This window comes from Pseudomonas sp. WMBT8 (assembly GCF_050916005.1).
Lineage (GTDB): Bacteria > Pseudomonadota > Gammaproteobacteria > Pseudomonadales > Pseudomonadaceae > Aquipseudomonas.
Genome location: NZ_CP188096.1, coordinates 3,440,849 through 3,457,088, shown reverse-complemented (window position 1 = coordinate 3,457,088; position 16,240 = coordinate 3,440,849). Strand labels below are relative to the sequence as shown.

Annotated in this window: 15 protein-coding genes; 10 read left to right on the top strand and 5 right to left on the bottom strand. The window is 60.9% G+C overall.

Going from position 1 to position 16,240, the window contains the following annotated elements; all coding sequences use genetic code 11:
- Positions 1–39 precede the first annotated feature (39 nt).
- From ACO77H_RS15910 to ACO77H_RS15885, 6 genes are all read left to right on the top strand, one after another.
- Entirely contained in the window at positions 40–258 is a 219-nt protein-coding gene (locus ACO77H_RS15910) for a hypothetical protein (RefSeq protein ID WP_262376872.1), read from the top strand.
- Positions 259–262: 4 nt separating this feature from the next.
- Positions 263–2,164 (top strand): acyl-CoA synthetase, encoded by a 1,902-nt coding sequence (locus ACO77H_RS15905; protein WP_432754247.1) that lies wholly within the window; start codon positions 263–265, stop codon positions 2,162–2,164.
- Positions 2,165–2,290: 126 nt separating this feature from the next.
- The gene (locus ACO77H_RS15900) at positions 2,291–4,855 is read left to right on the top strand and encodes a bifunctional diguanylate cyclase/phosphodiesterase (protein WP_432754246.1); all 2,565 of its coding nucleotides are present in this window, start codon (positions 2,291–2,293) and stop codon (positions 4,853–4,855) included.
- Between the two features lie 80 nt (positions 4,856–4,935).
- On the top strand, positions 4,936–5,877 hold the full coding sequence (feaR, locus tag ACO77H_RS15895) for a transcriptional regulator FeaR (protein ID WP_169953010.1): 942 nt from the start codon (positions 4,936–4,938) through the stop codon (positions 5,875–5,877).
- 113 nt (positions 5,878–5,990) lie between these two features.
- The gene (locus ACO77H_RS15890) at positions 5,991–8,090 is read left to right on the top strand and encodes a PQQ-dependent dehydrogenase, methanol/ethanol family (RefSeq protein ID WP_432754245.1); all 2,100 of its coding nucleotides are present in this window, start codon (positions 5,991–5,993) and stop codon (positions 8,088–8,090) included.
- Between the two features lie 86 nt (positions 8,091–8,176).
- Positions 8,177–9,022 (top strand): transporter, encoded by an 846-nt coding sequence (locus ACO77H_RS15885; RefSeq protein ID WP_169953013.1) that lies wholly within the window; start codon positions 8,177–8,179, stop codon positions 9,020–9,022.
- Between the two features lie 10 nt (positions 9,023–9,032).
- Here ACO77H_RS15885 and ACO77H_RS15880 read toward each other — a convergent pair whose 3' ends face one another.
- Entirely contained in the window at positions 9,033–9,368 is a 336-nt protein-coding gene (locus ACO77H_RS15880) for an ArsR/SmtB family transcription factor (protein WP_169953015.1), read from the bottom strand.
- Positions 9,369–9,425: 57 nt separating this feature from the next.
- Between ACO77H_RS15880 and ACO77H_RS15875 the strand changes: the two genes are divergently transcribed.
- Positions 9,426–10,517, top strand: coding sequence for an NADH:flavin oxidoreductase/NADH oxidase (locus tag ACO77H_RS15875; protein WP_170057198.1), 1,092 nt, complete (start codon positions 9,426–9,428; stop codon positions 10,515–10,517).
- 105 nt (positions 10,518–10,622) lie between these two features.
- On the opposite strand, the gene ACO77H_RS15870 is transcribed toward ACO77H_RS15875, so the two are convergent.
- A complete protein-coding gene (locus tag ACO77H_RS15870) occupies positions 10,623–11,168 on the bottom strand; it encodes a hypothetical protein (protein ID WP_432754244.1) in 546 nt (181 codons plus the stop codon).
- A gap of 281 nt (positions 11,169–11,449) precedes the next feature.
- Between ACO77H_RS15870 and ACO77H_RS15865 the strand changes: the two genes are divergently transcribed.
- Entirely contained in the window at positions 11,450–12,619 is a 1,170-nt protein-coding gene (locus tag ACO77H_RS15865; RefSeq protein ID WP_172311611.1) for a p-hydroxyphenylacetate 3-hydroxylase oxygenase component, read from the top strand.
- Between the two features lie 63 nt (positions 12,620–12,682).
- On the top strand, positions 12,683–13,624 hold the full coding sequence (locus ACO77H_RS15860; protein ID WP_169953026.1) for a p-hydroxyphenylacetate 3-hydroxylase reductase component: 942 nt from the start codon (positions 12,683–12,685) through the stop codon (positions 13,622–13,624).
- Positions 13,625–13,628: 4 nt separating this feature from the next.
- Here the strand turns inward: ACO77H_RS15860 and ACO77H_RS15855 are convergent, their stop codons facing one another.
- Positions 13,629–14,522, bottom strand: coding sequence for a LysR family transcriptional regulator (locus ACO77H_RS15855; RefSeq protein WP_169953029.1), 894 nt, complete (start codon positions 14,520–14,522; stop codon positions 13,629–13,631).
- Positions 14,523–14,653: 131 nt separating this feature from the next.
- On the opposite strand from ACO77H_RS15855, the gene ACO77H_RS15850 reads away from it, so the two are divergent.
- Complete coding sequence (locus ACO77H_RS15850) at positions 14,654–15,079, top strand: ester cyclase (RefSeq protein WP_169953031.1); 426 nt, start codon at positions 14,654–14,656, stop codon at positions 15,077–15,079.
- Positions 15,080–15,132: 53 nt separating this feature from the next.
- On the opposite strand, the gene nfsB is transcribed toward ACO77H_RS15850, so the two are convergent.
- Positions 15,133–15,786, bottom strand: a complete 654-nt coding sequence (nfsB, locus tag ACO77H_RS15845) for an oxygen-insensitive NAD(P)H nitroreductase (protein WP_169953034.1) — start codon at positions 15,784–15,786, stop codon at positions 15,133–15,135.
- Between the two features lie 86 nt (positions 15,787–15,872).
- Positions 15,873–16,184 carry a putative quinol monooxygenase gene (locus ACO77H_RS15840; RefSeq protein ID WP_169953036.1) on the bottom strand — a complete coding sequence of 104 codons (312 nt, stop codon included), beginning with the start codon at positions 16,182–16,184 and terminating at the stop codon, positions 15,873–15,875.
- Positions 16,185–16,240 lie beyond the last annotated feature (56 nt).

Sequence of the window (16,240 nt, the reverse complement as noted above, 5' to 3'; positions counted from 1 at the left end):
TTTGCCGGGACTCAAGCCGACCTTTGGCTACATCGCCACGTGGCCCAGGCGGTAGGGCGCCTGGTGCAGTTGGGCGTGCATGTCGAGGCCGACCCACTGGAGTTGTGCAAAACCGTGGTCTACGCTGGGGCCTTGGATTTGGCAGCGCAACTTTGCAGTGAGCAGAAGGGGTTGCTGGATCCGGGTCTGCTGCGTTTCACCGAGCAGTGCCAGCACACGACCCTGGCGCCCTTTGTAAAAAACACGGAAGAACATTAAACCCATGAACAGTCCTGTTTCCCTTGCCCGGTTGAGCGACATCCAAGCCTTCGAGCAACAATACCCGTTGGCCGAGCGCGACTTGCCTGGCAGTACCTATGAGTTGTTGCAGCGTGCCGCCGAACGCTTTGCCGATCTGCCAGCCTTGTGTTTTCTACCGACGGGCAGCATCGAGGATCAGCCCTGGCGCATCAGCTATGCCGAGCTTTTTGCCAAGGTCACACAAACCGCCAACGCCTTGCATCGTCTGGGCTTGCGCCCGGGCCAGGCGGTATCTTTCCTGCTGCCTAACCTGCCCCAGACGCACTTTGTGATTTGGGGTGCAGAGGCGGCGGGGATCGTCAATGCGATCAACCCGTTGCTTGAGCCTGAGCACATTGCAGAGCTGATCCGTGCTTCCAATACCTCGGTGCTGGTCACACTGGCACCGTTCCCCGGTACCGACCTATGGCAGAAAGTGGCAGCCCTGGCAGACTTTTTGCCACAGATGCCCACGATTGTGACGGTCGACCTCGCCAACCTGTTGCCGGAGCCGCAACGCAGCGCTGTAAGAGCCCAGCGACCACCGATGCCCGCAGGCGTCCTGGACTTCGATGAACTGCTAGCCGCCGCCCCGGCCGATCACCTGGAAAGCGGGCGGGTTATCCAGCCGGACGACATCGCCTCCTACTTTCACACGGGCGGCACCACTGGCACCCCGAAACTGGCCCCCCACAGCCACTTCAACGAAGTGGCGATGGCCAAGATCATTGGCTTGCATGGGCGCTATGTACCGGACGACGTGCTGCTATGCGGGTTACCGCTGTTTCACGTCAACGGGGTGATGGTCACCGGTCTCGCCGCATTCCATTACGGAGCCCAGGTGTTGCTGGCCGGGCCCCAGGGTTACCGTAACCCGGCCTTGATCAAGGACTTCTGGAAGCTGGTGGAGCGCTACCGGGTCAGCAGTTTCAGTGGGGTGCCCACCATTTATGCGGCACTGCTGCAGATCCCAAATGACGGTGTCGATGTTTCCAGCCTGCGCTTTGCGCTCTGCGGTGCAGCGCCAATGCCGGTGGAACTGATCCGCCAGTTCGAAGCCCGCACGGGGCTGCGCATCATCGAAGGTTATGGCTTGACCGAAGGCACCTGCGCCACAGCCTGCAACCCTTATGAGGGCGAGCGCCGGCCCGGTTCCATTGGCCTGCGCCTGCCGTATTGCCAGGTCAAGATCGTGGTGCTCGACAGCGCCGGCAATTATTGGCGTGACGCCGCGACCGATGAGCCGGGGACCCTGTGCCTGCGCGGCCCGACGGTGTTCAAGGGCTATCTGCAAGCGGACAAGAACACAGGTATCTGGCTGGATGGTGACTGGTTCAATACCGGCGACCTGGGGCGCATCGATGCCGATGGCTATATCTGGCTGACCGGTCGCAGCAAGGATCTGATTATTCGCGGTGGCCATAATATCGACCCGCAGATGATCGAAGAGGCGCTGCATCGCCATCCGTGCGTAGCGCTGGCCGCCGCAGTCGGCAAGCCGGATATCAGGGCCGGGGAACTGCCGGTGGTGTATGTGCAGCTCAAGGCCGGCGAGCACGCTAGCGAGGCCCAGTTGCTGGAGCACGCCACACAGCACATTCATGAACGTGCGGCGGTGCCCAAGAACATCTGGTTGGTGGAGCAGATTCCGCTGACCGCCGTGGGCAAGACCTTCAAGCCCGCTTTGCGCCTGGATGCGATCCGGCGGGTGTTCGAAGATGAGGTGTGGCAGGTCGCGGCGGCAAGCCGGGTGGAAGCCCACAGTGACGAGCGCCACGGGCAGCGCGTGGATATTCATGTGCCAAACCTTAGCGCGATCCAGCGCGAGCAATTGGATCAGCGCCTGGGCGGGTTTGCCGTGCGTTATGTGGTGCATTGCGCATAGGGCGGTTATCGGGCTGTTCGAAGCGCAAAAGTTGTCTATCGTCTATGGGCAGGCAGTCGCGCACCTGCGTGTGCGTCGTGTGGTTTTCGGTGCGGGTTGTTAGGGCGCCCTGGCGCCTGGAGCGCTATGGAAAAGCTCAACGTTGGCCCCAAGTCGTCGCTGGAAGGCAAGGTTTCCAATCTCTCTACCGCACGGGCTTATCTGCTCGCCTGTTCACTGCTGCTACTGGCCATGTTTTTGTTGGTCGGGGTGCTGCTGGTGTCCATCGCCGATCATCTGAATCAGGATGCCAGCGAGCACAGCCGGATCGATATCGAAAACGCCTTGCTGTCGGTTGAGCGCATCGCCGCCTCTACGGTCAAGGACTACGCGTTTTGGGGGGACGCCTACACACACCTGCATCAGCAGGTGGATGTGGATTGGGCGTTTGGGCGGCAAAACCTGGGTTCGACGCTGTTTGCCGACCTGGGTTTCGAGGGGGTGTTTGTTGTCGATCCAGCCGGGCGCACGGTGTATTCGGTGGTTGACGGCCAGTTGCAGGCCGTTGCCGTGCAGGATTGGCTGCACATACCCATCGAGCCCCTGCTGGCCCAGGCCCGGCAGGCTGCCGCCAACAGCCAATCGGTGACCCGGCTGGTAAAGGCCGACGGGACACCTGCGGTGTTGGCCGCCGCAGCGCTGACGCCGGGCACCGATCCGAGCGTGAAGGCCGATAGCGGCCCGGCCTCTGTGCTGATCTTCATTGCCAAGCTGGCGCCGCAACGCTTGGCCGCATTGGGCCAGGACTTTGGTGTGCAGGGTCTGCAGGTTGCCCCGGCTGGCAGGGTAGCGGCGGGCGCACCGAGCCTGAGCCTGCGGGACAACGCCGGCGTTGTGCAATGGACCTCGGACGACCCGGGGCACCAGTTGCTGGTGCTGGTCGTGCCGCTGGTCACGTTCGCCGGCCTGATCTTCGCCCTGATGGCCTGGGTTATCCAGCGCCGCAGCACCGCCGCCGCGCGGATCATGGACAGTAACTACGCCACCCTGCAAGCCAGTCGCGCGGCGCTGGTGGTCAGCGAGGAGCGCTTTCGCGATGTGGCCGAAGCGGCCTCCGACTGGATCTGGGAAGTGGATACCCACTTGCGGTTTACCTACCTGTCGGAGCGTTTCGACGTGATCACCGGCCTCAAAGGGGCCAACTGCCTGGGGACGGCGGCGGATGAGCTGCTGGCCTCGGATCAGGGCCTGTTGTCCAGCTGGTTCAAGGACCACGCCCATCGCCCGAATGCCATCGTGCAGTGCAACTACCTGTCGGGTGAAGGCGAGCCGCGTATCTGCCGGTTGTCGGTGCGCGAGATCCCCGGCCAGGGCTATCGGGGCACCGCCAGTGACATCACCGAAGAGGTCGAGGCCCGGCGGCGTATCGAGTACCTGTCGCAACACGATGCCTTGACGGGCCTGGCCAACCGTACGCGCATGCAGGAATTTCTCGAGGGCAAGCTCAAGGCGGTGCCGACCCTGGAAAGGCCGTTGGTGATGCTCAGTATCGACCTTGACCGCTTCAAGCCGGTCAATGACCTGCTGGGCCACGCCGCTGGCGATGAGGTGCTTAACCAGGTGTCCCGGCGCTTGCAGGGCTGCCTGCGCGGTGACGACCTGGTGGCGCGCATCGGGGGCGATGAATTTATGTTGGTGGTGGCGGGCATGAGCTCGCAGTTGGAGGTGGAAGGCCTCTGCCGGCGGCTGATCGACTGTATCGAGCTACCGTTTCATATCACCGAGCATGAAGTGTTTATCAGCGCCAGCATCGGCATTGCCATGGCGCCGGCGGATGCGACCCTGGCCGAAGAGCTGCTGCGCTACGCCGATATCGCGCTCTACGAAGCCAAGGAAAGCGGGCGCAATACCTGGCGTTTTTATGCGGGCGACATGAACGCACGCATTATCGAGCGGCGCCAGCTGGAAGCCGATCTGCGCCATGCGATCAAGAACGGCGAACTGCGCCTGGATTTCCAGCCGCGCTACCGTATCGAAGGCAAGCGCCTGGCCGGCGCCGAGGCCTTGGTGCGCTGGCAGCATCCGCGGCGCGGGCTGCTGGGTCCTGATGTGTTTATTCCTATCGCCGAAGAAACCGGGCTGATCCTGCCATTGAGCAACTGGGTGCTGCACGCGGCCTGCCAGGCGGCCGCTGGCTGGCCTGACGATGTGATGATTTCGGTCAACCTGTCCTCCACCGAGTTCCAGCGCGGGCACTTGGTGGCGCGAGTCAAGGCGGTGCTGGTGGAGACGGGCTTGAACCCGGCGCGACTGGAGTTGGAGTTGACCGAAAGTGTGATGCTCAACGACGAAAAGGTCGCCTTGAGCACCATGCAAGGCCTCAAGGCCCTGGGTGTGCGCCTGCTGATGGACGACTTTGGCACCGGCTATTCGTCGTTGAGCTATCTGCGTTCATTCCCCTTCGACGGGCTGAAGATCGACCGCAGCTTTGTTGGTGGCCTGACCGCCAGCGGTGGCGATCAATCGATCATCCAGGCGATTGTCGGCCTGGGCCGCGCGCTCTCGCTGACGGTGACCGCCGAAGGCGTGGAAACCATCGACCAGCTCAAGGCACTGAAGGATGTGCAGTGCGATGAGGCGCAGGGTTTTTACCTCAGCGTGCCGGTGAATGCCCAGGCAATCAGTGCGTTGATCACCGGCCGCACTGACTAGCAGCCCCTTGCCCTGCTTGCACTGACCGCATATAGATAATATGTTAACAATATAACTATAAACGGTCTGTGGGAGGGGGTATGCCTGCCTTGTTGAACCCTTGCGTTGAGTTCGCCAACTGGAATCGTGACTTGCGTGCGGTATGCGGCAATTTCAGCACCGCACGTTCAGATCGACACAGTCTGTTCATTGGCAGCGTCCACGGCCAGGACGTGTGTGGCCTGGAGTTGGCACATATCCGCACCAATGCCGGGCTGATCAGCCGCCAGCACACCCACGGCGATGGGGACGATGACCGCCACTGTTTTCTGATCCTGCAGGGCAGCGGCCATCAGCGCATCCGCCAGCAGCACCGGGTAATCGATCTGGGGCCGGACGATATCGCCCTGGTGGACTCGGCCCAGGCCTTCGAGATCGAGCCCCAGGGGCTGGTGCAAAATACCTCGGTGCATCTGTCGCGCGCCGAGGTCGCCCGGCAATTCGGCCAGCAGCGGCTGTTTGGCAAGCTGGCGCGCAATAGCGTCGCCACCCATACGATTCGTGCACTGGTGCGCTCCCTGGAGGACGCGCAACTGAGTGAAGGTTATGGCGGCGAGAACGATGGCTCGGCCGTAGAGCAGGCCTTGATCGGCCTGGCGGCTGCCGGCCTGGACGAGCGCGCCGAGGGCCAGCCGGGCTTTGCCTGCGTGGGCCATAACGATATTTATGGCCTGGCCACGCGCCTGGTGGAAGCCTCCCTGCAAGAGACCGACCTTGGCCCCGAATACCTGGCGCGGCACCTGAATGTCTCGGTGCGCCAGCTTTACCGGTTGTTCGAGCAGCGCCATGAAAGTATTGCGCGCTACATCCAGCAACGCCGCCTGGAGCGGGTGGCACAGGACCTGCGCGCCCGCGATTTGCGACATGAATCCATCACCCAGATCGCCTTCAAGTGGGGGTTTGTCGACGCCGCGCATTTCAGTCGGGCGTTCAAGCGGCATTTCCAACATGCGCCCCGGGACTTTCGCCAGCAGCCGGCATAGGCAGCGCCTTGGCAGGGAATGCCAAGGGCTTTGGCAGCCTCAGTCAAGTGGGCGGGCGTGGCAGGCCCTCTAATAGAGTGGCCAGATCCGATTAATGTTGGAGAACAATAACAATGAAAATACGCAGCCTGCGCCTAGGCATGCCTTTGCTGGCGACCGCGTTCGCCACCCTGGCCCTGGCCGGCCCGGCCCAGGTCGATGGGCCGCGCATCATCGCCGCCGACCGTGAGCCTGGTAACTGGATGAGCCACGGCCGCACCTACGATGAGCAACGCTACAGCCCGTTGGACCGCGTGAATGCCGGTAATGTCGGGCAGTTGGGCATGGCCTGGACCACCAAGCTGGATATCGACAGCGGCACCGAGGCCACGCCGCTGGTGGTCGACGGGGTGATGTACACCACGGGGGCCTTCAGCATCGTTTATGCGATCAATGCCGCCACCGGCGAGTTGCTGTGGAAGTACGATCCGAAAGTACCCGCCGAAAACCTCAGCCAAGGCTGCTGCGGCCCGGTCAATCGCGGCGTGGCAGTGTGGCAGGGCAAGGTCTATGTGGGCAGTTTCGATGGGCGCCTGATTGCGCTGGATGCGGGCACTGGCCAGCCGGCGTGGAGCGTCGACACCATCATCGATCGCAGCAAAAGCTACTCCATCACCGGCGCGCCGCGCATCGTCAAGGGCAAGGTATTGATCGGCAACGGCGGCGCCGAATTCGGTGTGCGCGGCTACGTCACCGCCTACGACGCCGATACCGGCAAGCAAGTGTGGCGCTTCTACACTGTGCCGGGCGACCCCAAGCTGCCAGCGGAAAATGCGGCGATGGCCAAGGCCATGAGCACCTGGGATGGCGACGGTTGGGTCAAGTGGGGCGGTGGTGGCACAGTCTGGGACTCGATGGCCTACGACCCGCAACTGGACCTGCTCTACGTGGGGACTGGCAATGGCTCGCCGTGGAACTATCGGTTTCGCAGCAATGGCAAGGGCGACAACCTGTATGTGTCGTCGATCCTGGCGCTGCGCCCGGATACCGGCGAGTACGTCTGGCACTATCAGGTCACCCCGCAGGACCAGTGGGACTTCACCGCGACCCAGCACATGATCCTCGCCGATATCCAGATTGAGGGCAGCGTGCGCAAGGTGATCATGCAGGCGCCGAAAAACGGCTTCTTCTATGTCCTGGATCGCACCAACGGCAAACTGCTGTCGGCGAAGAACTTCGTGCCCGTGAATTGGGCCAGTGGTATCGACCTGCAAACCGGGCGGCCGATCCTTACCGGCGCAGCGGACTATTCCAAGGAGCCGAAGGTGGTGCAGCCGAGTTTCCTCGGCGGGCACAATTGGCACCCCATGTCCTACAGTCCGAAGACCGGCTACGTGTACATTCCGGCGCAGTACACCCTGGCCGAATTGAAGGCGGCCAAGGCCCCGCAGTTCTTGCCGAATAAATCGGTGGTCAACTTTGGCCTGGATGTGCCGGACCTGCCGGAAGACCCGAAAGCCCTCAACCAGATCCGTGATGCCTGGAGCGGTGAGCTGATTGCCTGGGATCCGGTCAAGCAAGAAGCTGCCTGGAAGCAACCCTACGTCAGCGCCGGCAACGGCGGCACCCTCGCCACGGCTGGCAACCTGGTGTTCCAGGGCACGGCCGATGGGCGGGTGGTGGCCTACCGCGCCGATACCGGCAAGCCACTGTGGGAGCACCGGGCCAACTCCGGTGTGATGGCGGGGCCGGTTACCTATACGGTCAACGGCGAGCAGTACGTGGCGTTTTCCGTGGGTTGGGGCGGGATCCTGCCGCTGTTGACCGGCCCGCTGACCAACAAGGGCAAGGTGCGGGCCGAGTCGCGGGTGATTGCCTTCAAACTGGGTGCCACAGGCCAGCTGCCACCGCCCAAGGCCGCGCCAGTGCTGCCGACTACCCGCCAGGTACTCACGGCGACACCGGCGCAACTGGCCCAGGCCCGTGACATGTTCAACGGCCTGTGCGCCGGCTGCCATGGCCTGAACGCGATCAGCGGCGGGGTGGTGCCAGACCTGCGCTACCTGGATGACAACAAGCATGCGGCATTTCCAGCCTTTGTCAGCGGCGCGTTGATCAATAAAGGCATGCCGAACTTCTCCGACATTTTGCAGCGCGAAGACATGGAGTTGCTGCGCCAATACCTGGTCAAGCGTACCCAGGATCTGCAGGCCGATCTCAGCGCCGCTCACTGATCCCGTTTATCTCATGTGTGCCAGGCGACGCCTTTGGGCGGCGCCATGGCCGAGTGTTGCCTCCAATAACAATAACGGTACTTGCCATGAAAACACTTAGCATCCTGACCCTGCTCTTGAGCCTGGTTCCCTTGGCCCACGCCGACGTCAAGCCGGACCCCGGCGACTACACGGCCTTGCCCCAAGGCACCGATGTGGTGGTGCTGTACCAGCAGAACCCGCGGGGTGACAAGGTTTACTCCGGCGGCAAGAAAGTCGCCGACAACCTTGACTTGGACATGACCGTGGGCGTGTTGCGCCTGATCCACTTCACCGAGTTCTTCAACACCGGCCTGACCTGGGACCCGCAGATCGTGATTCCCTTCGGCTACCAGAAGATCGGCGCCAGCGACAGCAAGAACTCGGGGTTGGGCGACATCACGTTTGGCGGCACGGTGTGGACCATCGCGGACCTGGCCAATAACGAACATCTGGGTTGGTCGGCGTTTGTCACCGCGCCCACGGGCAGCGACAAGAACCAGGGATTTGCCCTGAGCAGCAACCGTTGGGCCCTGGATTTCCAGGTGGGCTACATCAAGGGGCTGACCGACAAAATCACCTGGGATGTGATTGCCGAGACCGAGTTCTACGGCGAGCAGCGCGCCACCGATGCCAAGAAGGACCCGCTGCTGCAACTGCACAACCACCTGCGCTACAACTTCACCCCCGAGACATATGCGGCTGTGTCCTATCGCCACAATTGGGGCGCACGCGAGACGCTGGACCATCAAACCCTGGCCACTAGCCGCAGCAATGGCACGCTGGGCTTTACCGTGGCCACGATGTTGGGCAAGCAAGTACAGGTATTAGGGCAACTGATGCATGACACATCAGTGCGCGAAGGGGTGAAGATCGATAATTCGCTGCAGTTTCGCCTGGCGTATTTCTACTGACACCGGGGCCTTATTGTTGGGAGAGGATGCTCTCAAGCAACCCTGGAAATCGCTCAGCCAACACATCGGCCCGCAACGAGTTCATATGGGTGGTGCCCACGCTACGCGTATGCACCAGCCCGGCGTCACGCAAAACCCGGAAGTGGTGAGACATGCTGGACTTCGGCCGCCCGCCGTCCAGCTCGCCGCAACTGGCTTCTTCCACCCCGGCCAGGCAGCGCACGATGTCCAGGCGCACAGGGTCACTCAACGCGTAGAGCAGGCGTTCAAGGGTCAGGTCTTCGGGGGAGGGGTGTTTAAAGGCTCGCATGAAGCGAATGATAACAGGGCTGGCATTGATTACCATAGTTCGATTAAGATCGAACTATCGAATCAAACGTTACCCTCGTTTCAGGAGTTTTTCATGTCTGCATTATTCGAACCCTTCACGCTCAAAGACGTTACGTTGCGCAATCGCATCGCCATTCCGCCAATGTGCCAATACATGGCCGAAGACGGCCTGGTCAACGACTGGCATCACGTCCACCTTGCCGGTTTGGCCCGGGGCGGCGCCGGCCTGGTGGTGGTCGAGGCGACCGCCGTGGCCCCTGAAGGTCGGATCACTCCAGGTTGCGCGGGGATCTGGAGCGATGCCCATGCCCAAGCCTTTGTGCCCATGGTGCAAGCGATCAAGGCGGCAGGCTCGGTGCCCGGCATCCAGATCGCCCACGCCGGGCGCAAGGCCAGCGCCAATCGCCCATGGGAAGGTGACGACCATATCCCCGCAGACGACGCCCGTGGCTGGCAAACCCTGGCACCTTCGGCCATCGCGTTTGGTGCCAACCTGCCGAAAGTCCCCCAGGCCATGACCCTGGAAGACATCGCCCGGGTACAGCAAGACTTCGTCGATGCCGCACGCCGTGCCCGTGACGCTGGCTTTGAGTGGATCGAACTGCATTTCGCCCACGGTTACCTGGGCCAGAGCTTCTTTTCCGAGCACTCCAACCAGCGCACCGATGCCTACGGCGGCAGCCTCGACAACCGCAGCCGCTTCATGCTGGAAACCCTGGCGGCCGTGCGTGCAGTCTGGCCGGAAAACCTGCCGTTGACCGCGCGTTTCGGGGTTATCGAATATGACGGGCGCGACGAACAGACCCTGGAAGAATCCATTCAATTGGCCCGTCGTTTCAAAGATGGCGGCCTGGATCTGTTGAGCGTCAGCGTTGGCTTCACCATCCCCGACACCAATATCCCCTGGGGCCCGGCGTTCATGGGCCCAATCGCCGAGCGCGTGCGCCGCGAAGCCGGTCTGCCGGTCACCTCGGCGTGGGGTTTTGGTACGCCGCAGTTGGCCGAAGGAGCGCTACAGGCTGGACATCTGGACCTGGTCTCCGTGGGCCGTGCGCACCTGGCCGACCCACACTGGGCGTACTTTGCCGCCAAGGAACTGGGGGTGGACAAGGCCTCCTGGACCCTGCCGGCGCCTTACGCGCATTGGCTTGAGCGCTATCGCTAAGCTGTAGGAGCTGGCTTGCCGGCGATGGTCGTCAACGATATCACTGGGCACCAGGATGAATGCGGTGCCTGGTTTTTTTCGCCGGCAAGCCAGCTCCTACAATAACTACGGTTTCAAATTTCGCATTGACGCGAAGGATGTCGCTAGCCGGCGGTAAATCAGATCATCGTCCAGATCGATATCTCCATCGCCGTCGGCATCTTTTCGACTTGTGGCGATAATGCTGCGGTAACTCCAATATTGATCTGGATTTGCCGCGGTCACCGTAAAGTCAGGCCGGGTAAGGTCTCGGTTGCCTTTATTAAAGTGCATGATGTTGACATCTTTTACGTTACTGGCATCAAAGGCAATCAAGATACGGTCAAACAGTCGCTTGCCCTCATGGAATGGGCTCAATGTGACCATCTGCGTTACAAAATTGGCGGCATTTATGTAATAGCTTCTATCCTCGTCGTCATGTTTTCCGTCGCCATCTGCATCATTGGTCCCGCCAACCGCGTCGTACTTCCAGTTGTCATTACTCGAATAGATCACTACGCGGGCATTGGGGGCATCCGAGTTATAATTGCCTTCGTCATAGCGAGACATTACAACTTCAGGGTTGCCAGCACCGTCCATATCTCTGAATTCATAAAGTTGTTTGTGGTTCATCTCAGCACCCAATCTTTTAAGTAACTGTCGATGCCAAGCTAAGGCTGGTGTGCCTTAAACGTCTACTGTCATATTTCACAGGTGTCTGCTTATCCAGTGACCTTTCATGACGGCCATGAAAAGTACAATCTTCCATCCGGAACGTGCATTTTGCGCTGCGACCAAGCGCCACATACTGGTCGCGTCGTTACGAACGTTCCCGGTTGTTTTAAGCCTCCTGTCCCGTGAGCGGGGTGCAGGCTGGCCAGGAATGGGCATATCCAATAATAAAGAGAGCACCCATGAAAAAGCCAAATCCTCTGTTGGAAGACCTCAAGTCGGTCTTGCCCACCATTGCTGCCAATGCCTTCACCGCCGAGCATGATCGGAGCGTGCCTGCCGAGAACATCGCGTTGCTCAAGGGGATCGGCATGCATCGCGCGTTTTTGCCAAAAAAATACGGTGGCATGGAAATTTCACTGCCGCAGTTTGCCCAGTGCATCGCGCTGTTGGCCGGCGCTTGCGCGAGCACCGCGTGGGCGATGAGCTTGCTGTGTACTCACAGCCATCAGATGGCAATGTTTGCGGCAAAGTTGCAGGACGAGGTCTGGGGCACAGACCCCGACGCAACCGCCAGCAGCAGTATCGCGCCGTTCGGTCGTACCGAAGAAGTGCAAGGTGGCGTGACCTTCAGCGGCGAGATGGGCTGGAGTTCGGGGTGTGACCATGCCGAGTGGGCGATCATGGGCTTTCGTCGCAAAAATGCCCAAGGCACCCAGGATTATTGCTTCGCCGTGCTGCCGCGCAGTGACTACACGATTCGTGACGACTGGTTTGCCGTGGGCATGCGTGGCAGCGGCAGCAAGACCTTGATCGTCGACCAGGCCTTCGTCCCCGAGCACCGTATCCAGAAGGCCAGGGACATGATGGAAGGCCAGTCGGCCGGCTTTGGCCTGTACCCCGACAGCAGGATTTTCTTCGCCCCGTACCGTCCGTATTTTGCCAGCGGCTTCTCTACCGTCAGCCTGGGGATCGCCGAGCGCATGCTCGAGGTGTTCCGCGAAAAAACCAAAAACCGTGTGCGTGCCTACACGGGTGCGGCGGTCGGCGCAGCGACCCCTGCACTGATGCGCCTGGCCGAGTCTACCCACCAGGTGGCCGCTGCCCGGGCGTTGCTGGAAAAGAGCTGGGAGGAGATCGCCGAGCACAGCGAACGCCACGAGTACCCGAGTCGCGGCACCCTGGCGTTCTGGCGGACCAACCAGGGCTACGCCACCAAAATGTGCATCCAGGCGGTGGACCGGTTGATGGAGGCGGCAGGCGGTGGCGCCTGGTTTGAATCCAACGAGTTGCAACGGTTGTTCCGCGACGCTCATCTCACCGGGGCGCATGCCTATACCGACTACGACGTTTGCGCACAGATCCTGGGGCGTGAACTGATGGGCCTGGAGCCGGACCCGACAATGGTCTGACCGACCACTCTTTACCTATAAGAACAATCAGGGCAGGGCCATCGGCCTGCCCGGGAGTCTTGCATGTCTATTGAAAATCCAAGCAGCGCATTCGATACCCGCGCGTTTCGCCGCGCCCTGGGCAATTTCGCCACCGGTGTCACGGTGGTTACGGCGGCTGATGCCAGCGGGCGCAAAGTCGGTGTGACCGCCAACAGCTTCAACTCGGTGTCCCTGGACCCGCCGCTGATCCTGTGGAGCATCGATAAACGCTCGACCAGCCACGAAGTGTTCGAGACTGCCAGCCACTTTGCGGTGAACGTGCTGGCCGCCGATCAGATCGACTTGTCCAACAACTTCGCCCGGCCCAAGGAGGATCGCTTTGCCGAAGTCGAGTACCAGGCCGGCGAGGGCGGCGCGCCGATTCTGGCTGACTGCTCGGCACGCTTTGAGTGTGAGAAGTACCAGCAGGTAGACGGGGGTGACCACTGGATCATGATTGGCAAAGTGGTCGCGTTCGACGACTGTGGTCGCTCGCCCCTGCTGTATCACCAGGGCGCCTATTCCATGGTGCTGCCGCACACCCGCATGACCAAGCGCGAGGAAGGCCAGGCACCGAGCAGTCATTTCCAGGGCCGCCTGAGCCATAACCTTTACTACCTGATGACCCAGGCACTGCGGGCCTATCAGGCCAGCTACCAACCGCGCCAACTGAGCACCGGCCTGCGCACCAGTGAGGCGCGGATGCTGATGGTGCTGGAGAACGACGCTGGCCTGAGCCTGGCCCAATTGCAGCGCGAAGTGGCAATGCCGGCACGCGAGATCGAAGAGGCGGTGAACAACCTCAAGCGCAAGGCTTTGGTACGCGACGATCAGGAGCGGGTCAAACTCACCCCCAAGGGCATCGACGAAACCGAGTCGCTGTGGACCATCGCCCGCGAGCAGCAGGACCAGGTCTTCAGCCAATTCAGCGATGAGCAGTTGGAGACCTTCAAGACGGTGCTCAAGGCGGTGATCCAGCACTGATTGCTCAGTCCAGGTGCTGGAAATGCTTGACGATAAAGTCGATAAACACTCGGGTCTTGGCCGGCAGGTGGCGTCGTGAGGGATAGACCAGGTTGATTTCCAGGCGGGGCAGGTGCCAGTCGCACAAGACCGGCACCAGGCGCCCGGCGACGATATCGTCGTGTATCACGTAGGTAGGCTGTGCGAGGATGCCCAGGCCTTGCAGCGCCAAGGAGCGCAACAGATAACCGTCGTTGGACTCCAGCGCAGGAGTGACGGGTACGGTGATGGTCTGGTCGTTGCGCTGGAAAGTCAGCTCGTAGGGATCGCTGGCATAGGTGTAGAGCAACAGTGGGTGGTCAGCCAGGGCCTGTGGGTGTTCCGGGTGGCCGCAGCGCTCGAGGTAGTCTGGCGCTGCGGCCAGCAGGCGACGGGTGTCGGTCAGGCGGCGGATCACCAGGCTGGAGTCGGGCTCGCTGTCACGGGTGCGCAGGGCGACGTCGATGTTGTCGTCGATGATGTCGTGGTAGCGGTTCTCGGCCACGATATCCAGGCGCACATCCGGATATTGCGCCTTGAACCTGGGCACCAGCGGCAGGATGTGTTGCAGGCACAGGGACAAGGACGCGGTCACGCGCAACACCCCGGCCGGATGGTTTTTGCTTGCGCTGACCGCCTCGGTCGCACCTTGCATCGCCGTGAGGGCCGCCTTGGACTGGGTATAGAACGCCTGGCCGACTTCGGTGACGAACAAGCGCCGGGTACTGCGTTCTATCAGCCGCACGCCTAGGCGATTCTCCAAGGCCGCCAGGTGCCGGCTGGCGGCGGCACTGGACAGGTCCAGGGCGTCGGCGGCCTTGGTCACGCTGCCCAGTTCCACGACCTTTACAAACAACTCATATTCGGTCCAGCGATCCATCAGCATTGCTCCGCTGCGCGCAAGTGTGTTTTCCATCTACAGAGTTTTTCGGGTGTGTGGTGCCGGTTAACCTTTTTTTGCCCCAGGCAGTCTAGCCGTTGGGTGCAGGGAAAAACTTGATCGGAGTCGAAATGAGCAAGAATCTGGATACAGTGAAGAAGTACTTCAAGTATTGCGTCGATGGGAAGGATGTTGAGCGTGTCGCGCAGTTTTTTGCCGATGATGTGGTGGTTCATCGCCCCGATTGCCCGGCGCCTATCATCGGTGTCGAACCTTTCAAACAGGCCTTGCGCCTGAACGTCACCGAGCGCTACGACTCGATCGTGACCACCTTCCAGAAAGAGGTCGTGGCCGGCGATGTGGTGGTGGTAGCGCTGATGCATCACGCCAAGGGCTCGAACACCTGGCATGGCTTTGATGTGAGCGGCAAGGACTTGGCCTGGAGCGCGCTGACCTATTTTCGCTTCAATGCCCAAGGCAAGGTGGTCGAGGAAATCGTCGAGCGCAATGAGCTGTTCATGGCCAGGCAGCTCGGCATTTTTACCAACGGCGCCTAGCACTTTGCGCGGGGCTGCCGGGCCCCGCGCAAGCGCGCTGATTGTCACGGCGATCAGATAAAATCGAACAGAACCTGGGCAGGCAACCGGGACTTTGACAGGCGCGCGTTGAAGTCTTCGTTGCTGCGATAACCCAGGCTCACCACGACTGTGCTGGTAAACCCGCGTTCGCGCAGGCCCAGTTCGGTATCCAGCACCTTGCTGTCGAAACCTTCCATGGGTGTTGCATCAAGGTCCAGTGCCGCAGCCCCCAGTAACAGGGTACCCAGGGCCAGATACGTTTGTTTTTCCATCCAGTGCTGGACGTCCTTGAGGTCGTAGCGATGCAGGTTGACAAAGTTGCGTCGTCCTCGGTCCTGGCCTGCCTTGGCTTGCGCGTCGTGAAAGCGTCCATCGCTGGCCTCTTGACTGAGCAAGGCCTGCAGGTACTCCTCGGACATCTGGGTACGGGTACACAGCACCAGCACATGGGAGGCGTCGAGGATTTTTGCCTGGTTGAAGCCAAAGGCACCTTCCACACTGTGGGCAATGCGCGCCTTAGCGTGCTCACTTTCAGCGATCACAAAGTGCCAGGGTTGCGAGTTGACCGACGAGGGACTGTTGCGCAGTTGTTCCAGCAAGGGCTCCAGGGTGGTTTTGGGAATCTTGCGTGAAGCATCGAAGAGTTTGGCGGTGTATCGGCGTTTGGAAAGCGTGAGCATGTCCATCATTAGATCCCCTCTGTTAGCTGAAGGTTTTGAATTGAGTTGCTGTGGTGTCCACCCCCTTGAAGCGGGGGTGGACCGGGCTGCTTTCAGGCAATGGCCTGGTAGAAATTCACTTGTGCCTCATCCAGGTAGGCGAGGATCTTCGCCGGCAGGCGCTCGGTAGGCTTGGCCGGGCCGAAGGCCTTGTAGAGGGTTTCAAAATGCGCGTGCAGGTCCTCGACGCTTTGCCATTGTTCATTGAGGAAAAACTTGTTGGGGTTCTCTTCGTCCTGGTGCCACTGATAAACCACGGCCTTGTCATGCTGGTGCGTGAGCTTTTGCGAAACGGCGGCTACATCACGGAAAAACTCGGCCTGTTTACCGGCTTTGATGGTGCCGCTGAACACTAGATAGAGCATGGTGGAATCCTCTTTGGTGGGGCATTGCAGAAAGCCTGCAACGCCAAGTTATTCCC

Bases quoted from the DNA above. Each gene is read 5' to 3' on its own strand.
- feaR (WP_169953010.1), top strand. From the start codon at position 4,936: ATGCCTGCCTTGTTGAACCCTTGCGTTGAGTTCGCCAACTGGAATCGT.
- ACO77H_RS15855 (WP_169953029.1), bottom strand. From the start codon at position 14,522: ATGGATCGCTGGACCGAATATGAGTTGTTTGTAAAGGTCGTGGAACTG.
- ACO77H_RS15865 (WP_172311611.1), top strand. From the start codon at position 11,450: ATGAAAAAGCCAAATCCTCTGTTGGAAGACCTCAAGTCGGTCTTGCCC.
- ACO77H_RS15905 (WP_432754247.1), top strand. From the start codon at position 263: ATGAACAGTCCTGTTTCCCTTGCCCGGTTGAGCGACATCCAAGCCTTC.
- ACO77H_RS15860 (WP_169953026.1), top strand. From the start codon at position 12,683: ATGTCTATTGAAAATCCAAGCAGCGCATTCGATACCCGCGCGTTTCGC.
- nfsB (WP_169953034.1), bottom strand. From the start codon at position 15,786: ATGGACATGCTCACGCTTTCCAAACGCCGATACACCGCCAAACTCTTC.
- ACO77H_RS15850 (WP_169953031.1), top strand. From the start codon at position 14,654: ATGAGCAAGAATCTGGATACAGTGAAGAAGTACTTCAAGTATTGCGTC.
- ACO77H_RS15875 (WP_170057198.1), top strand. From the start codon at position 9,426: ATGTCTGCATTATTCGAACCCTTCACGCTCAAAGACGTTACGTTGCGC.
- ACO77H_RS15890 (WP_432754245.1), top strand. From the start codon at position 5,991: ATGAAAATACGCAGCCTGCGCCTAGGCATGCCTTTGCTGGCGACCGCG.
- ACO77H_RS15870 (WP_432754244.1), bottom strand. From the start codon at position 11,168: ATGAACCACAAACAACTTTATGAATTCAGAGATATGGACGGTGCTGGC.
- ACO77H_RS15900 (WP_432754246.1), top strand. From the start codon at position 2,291: ATGGAAAAGCTCAACGTTGGCCCCAAGTCGTCGCTGGAAGGCAAGGTT.
- ACO77H_RS15885 (WP_169953013.1), top strand. From the start codon at position 8,177: ATGAAAACACTTAGCATCCTGACCCTGCTCTTGAGCCTGGTTCCCTTG.
- ACO77H_RS15880 (WP_169953015.1), bottom strand. From the start codon at position 9,368: ATGGTAATCAATGCCAGCCCTGTTATCATTCGCTTCATGCGAGCCTTT.
- ACO77H_RS15840 (WP_169953036.1), bottom strand. From the start codon at position 16,184: ATGCTCTATCTAGTGTTCAGCGGCACCATCAAAGCCGGTAAACAGGCC.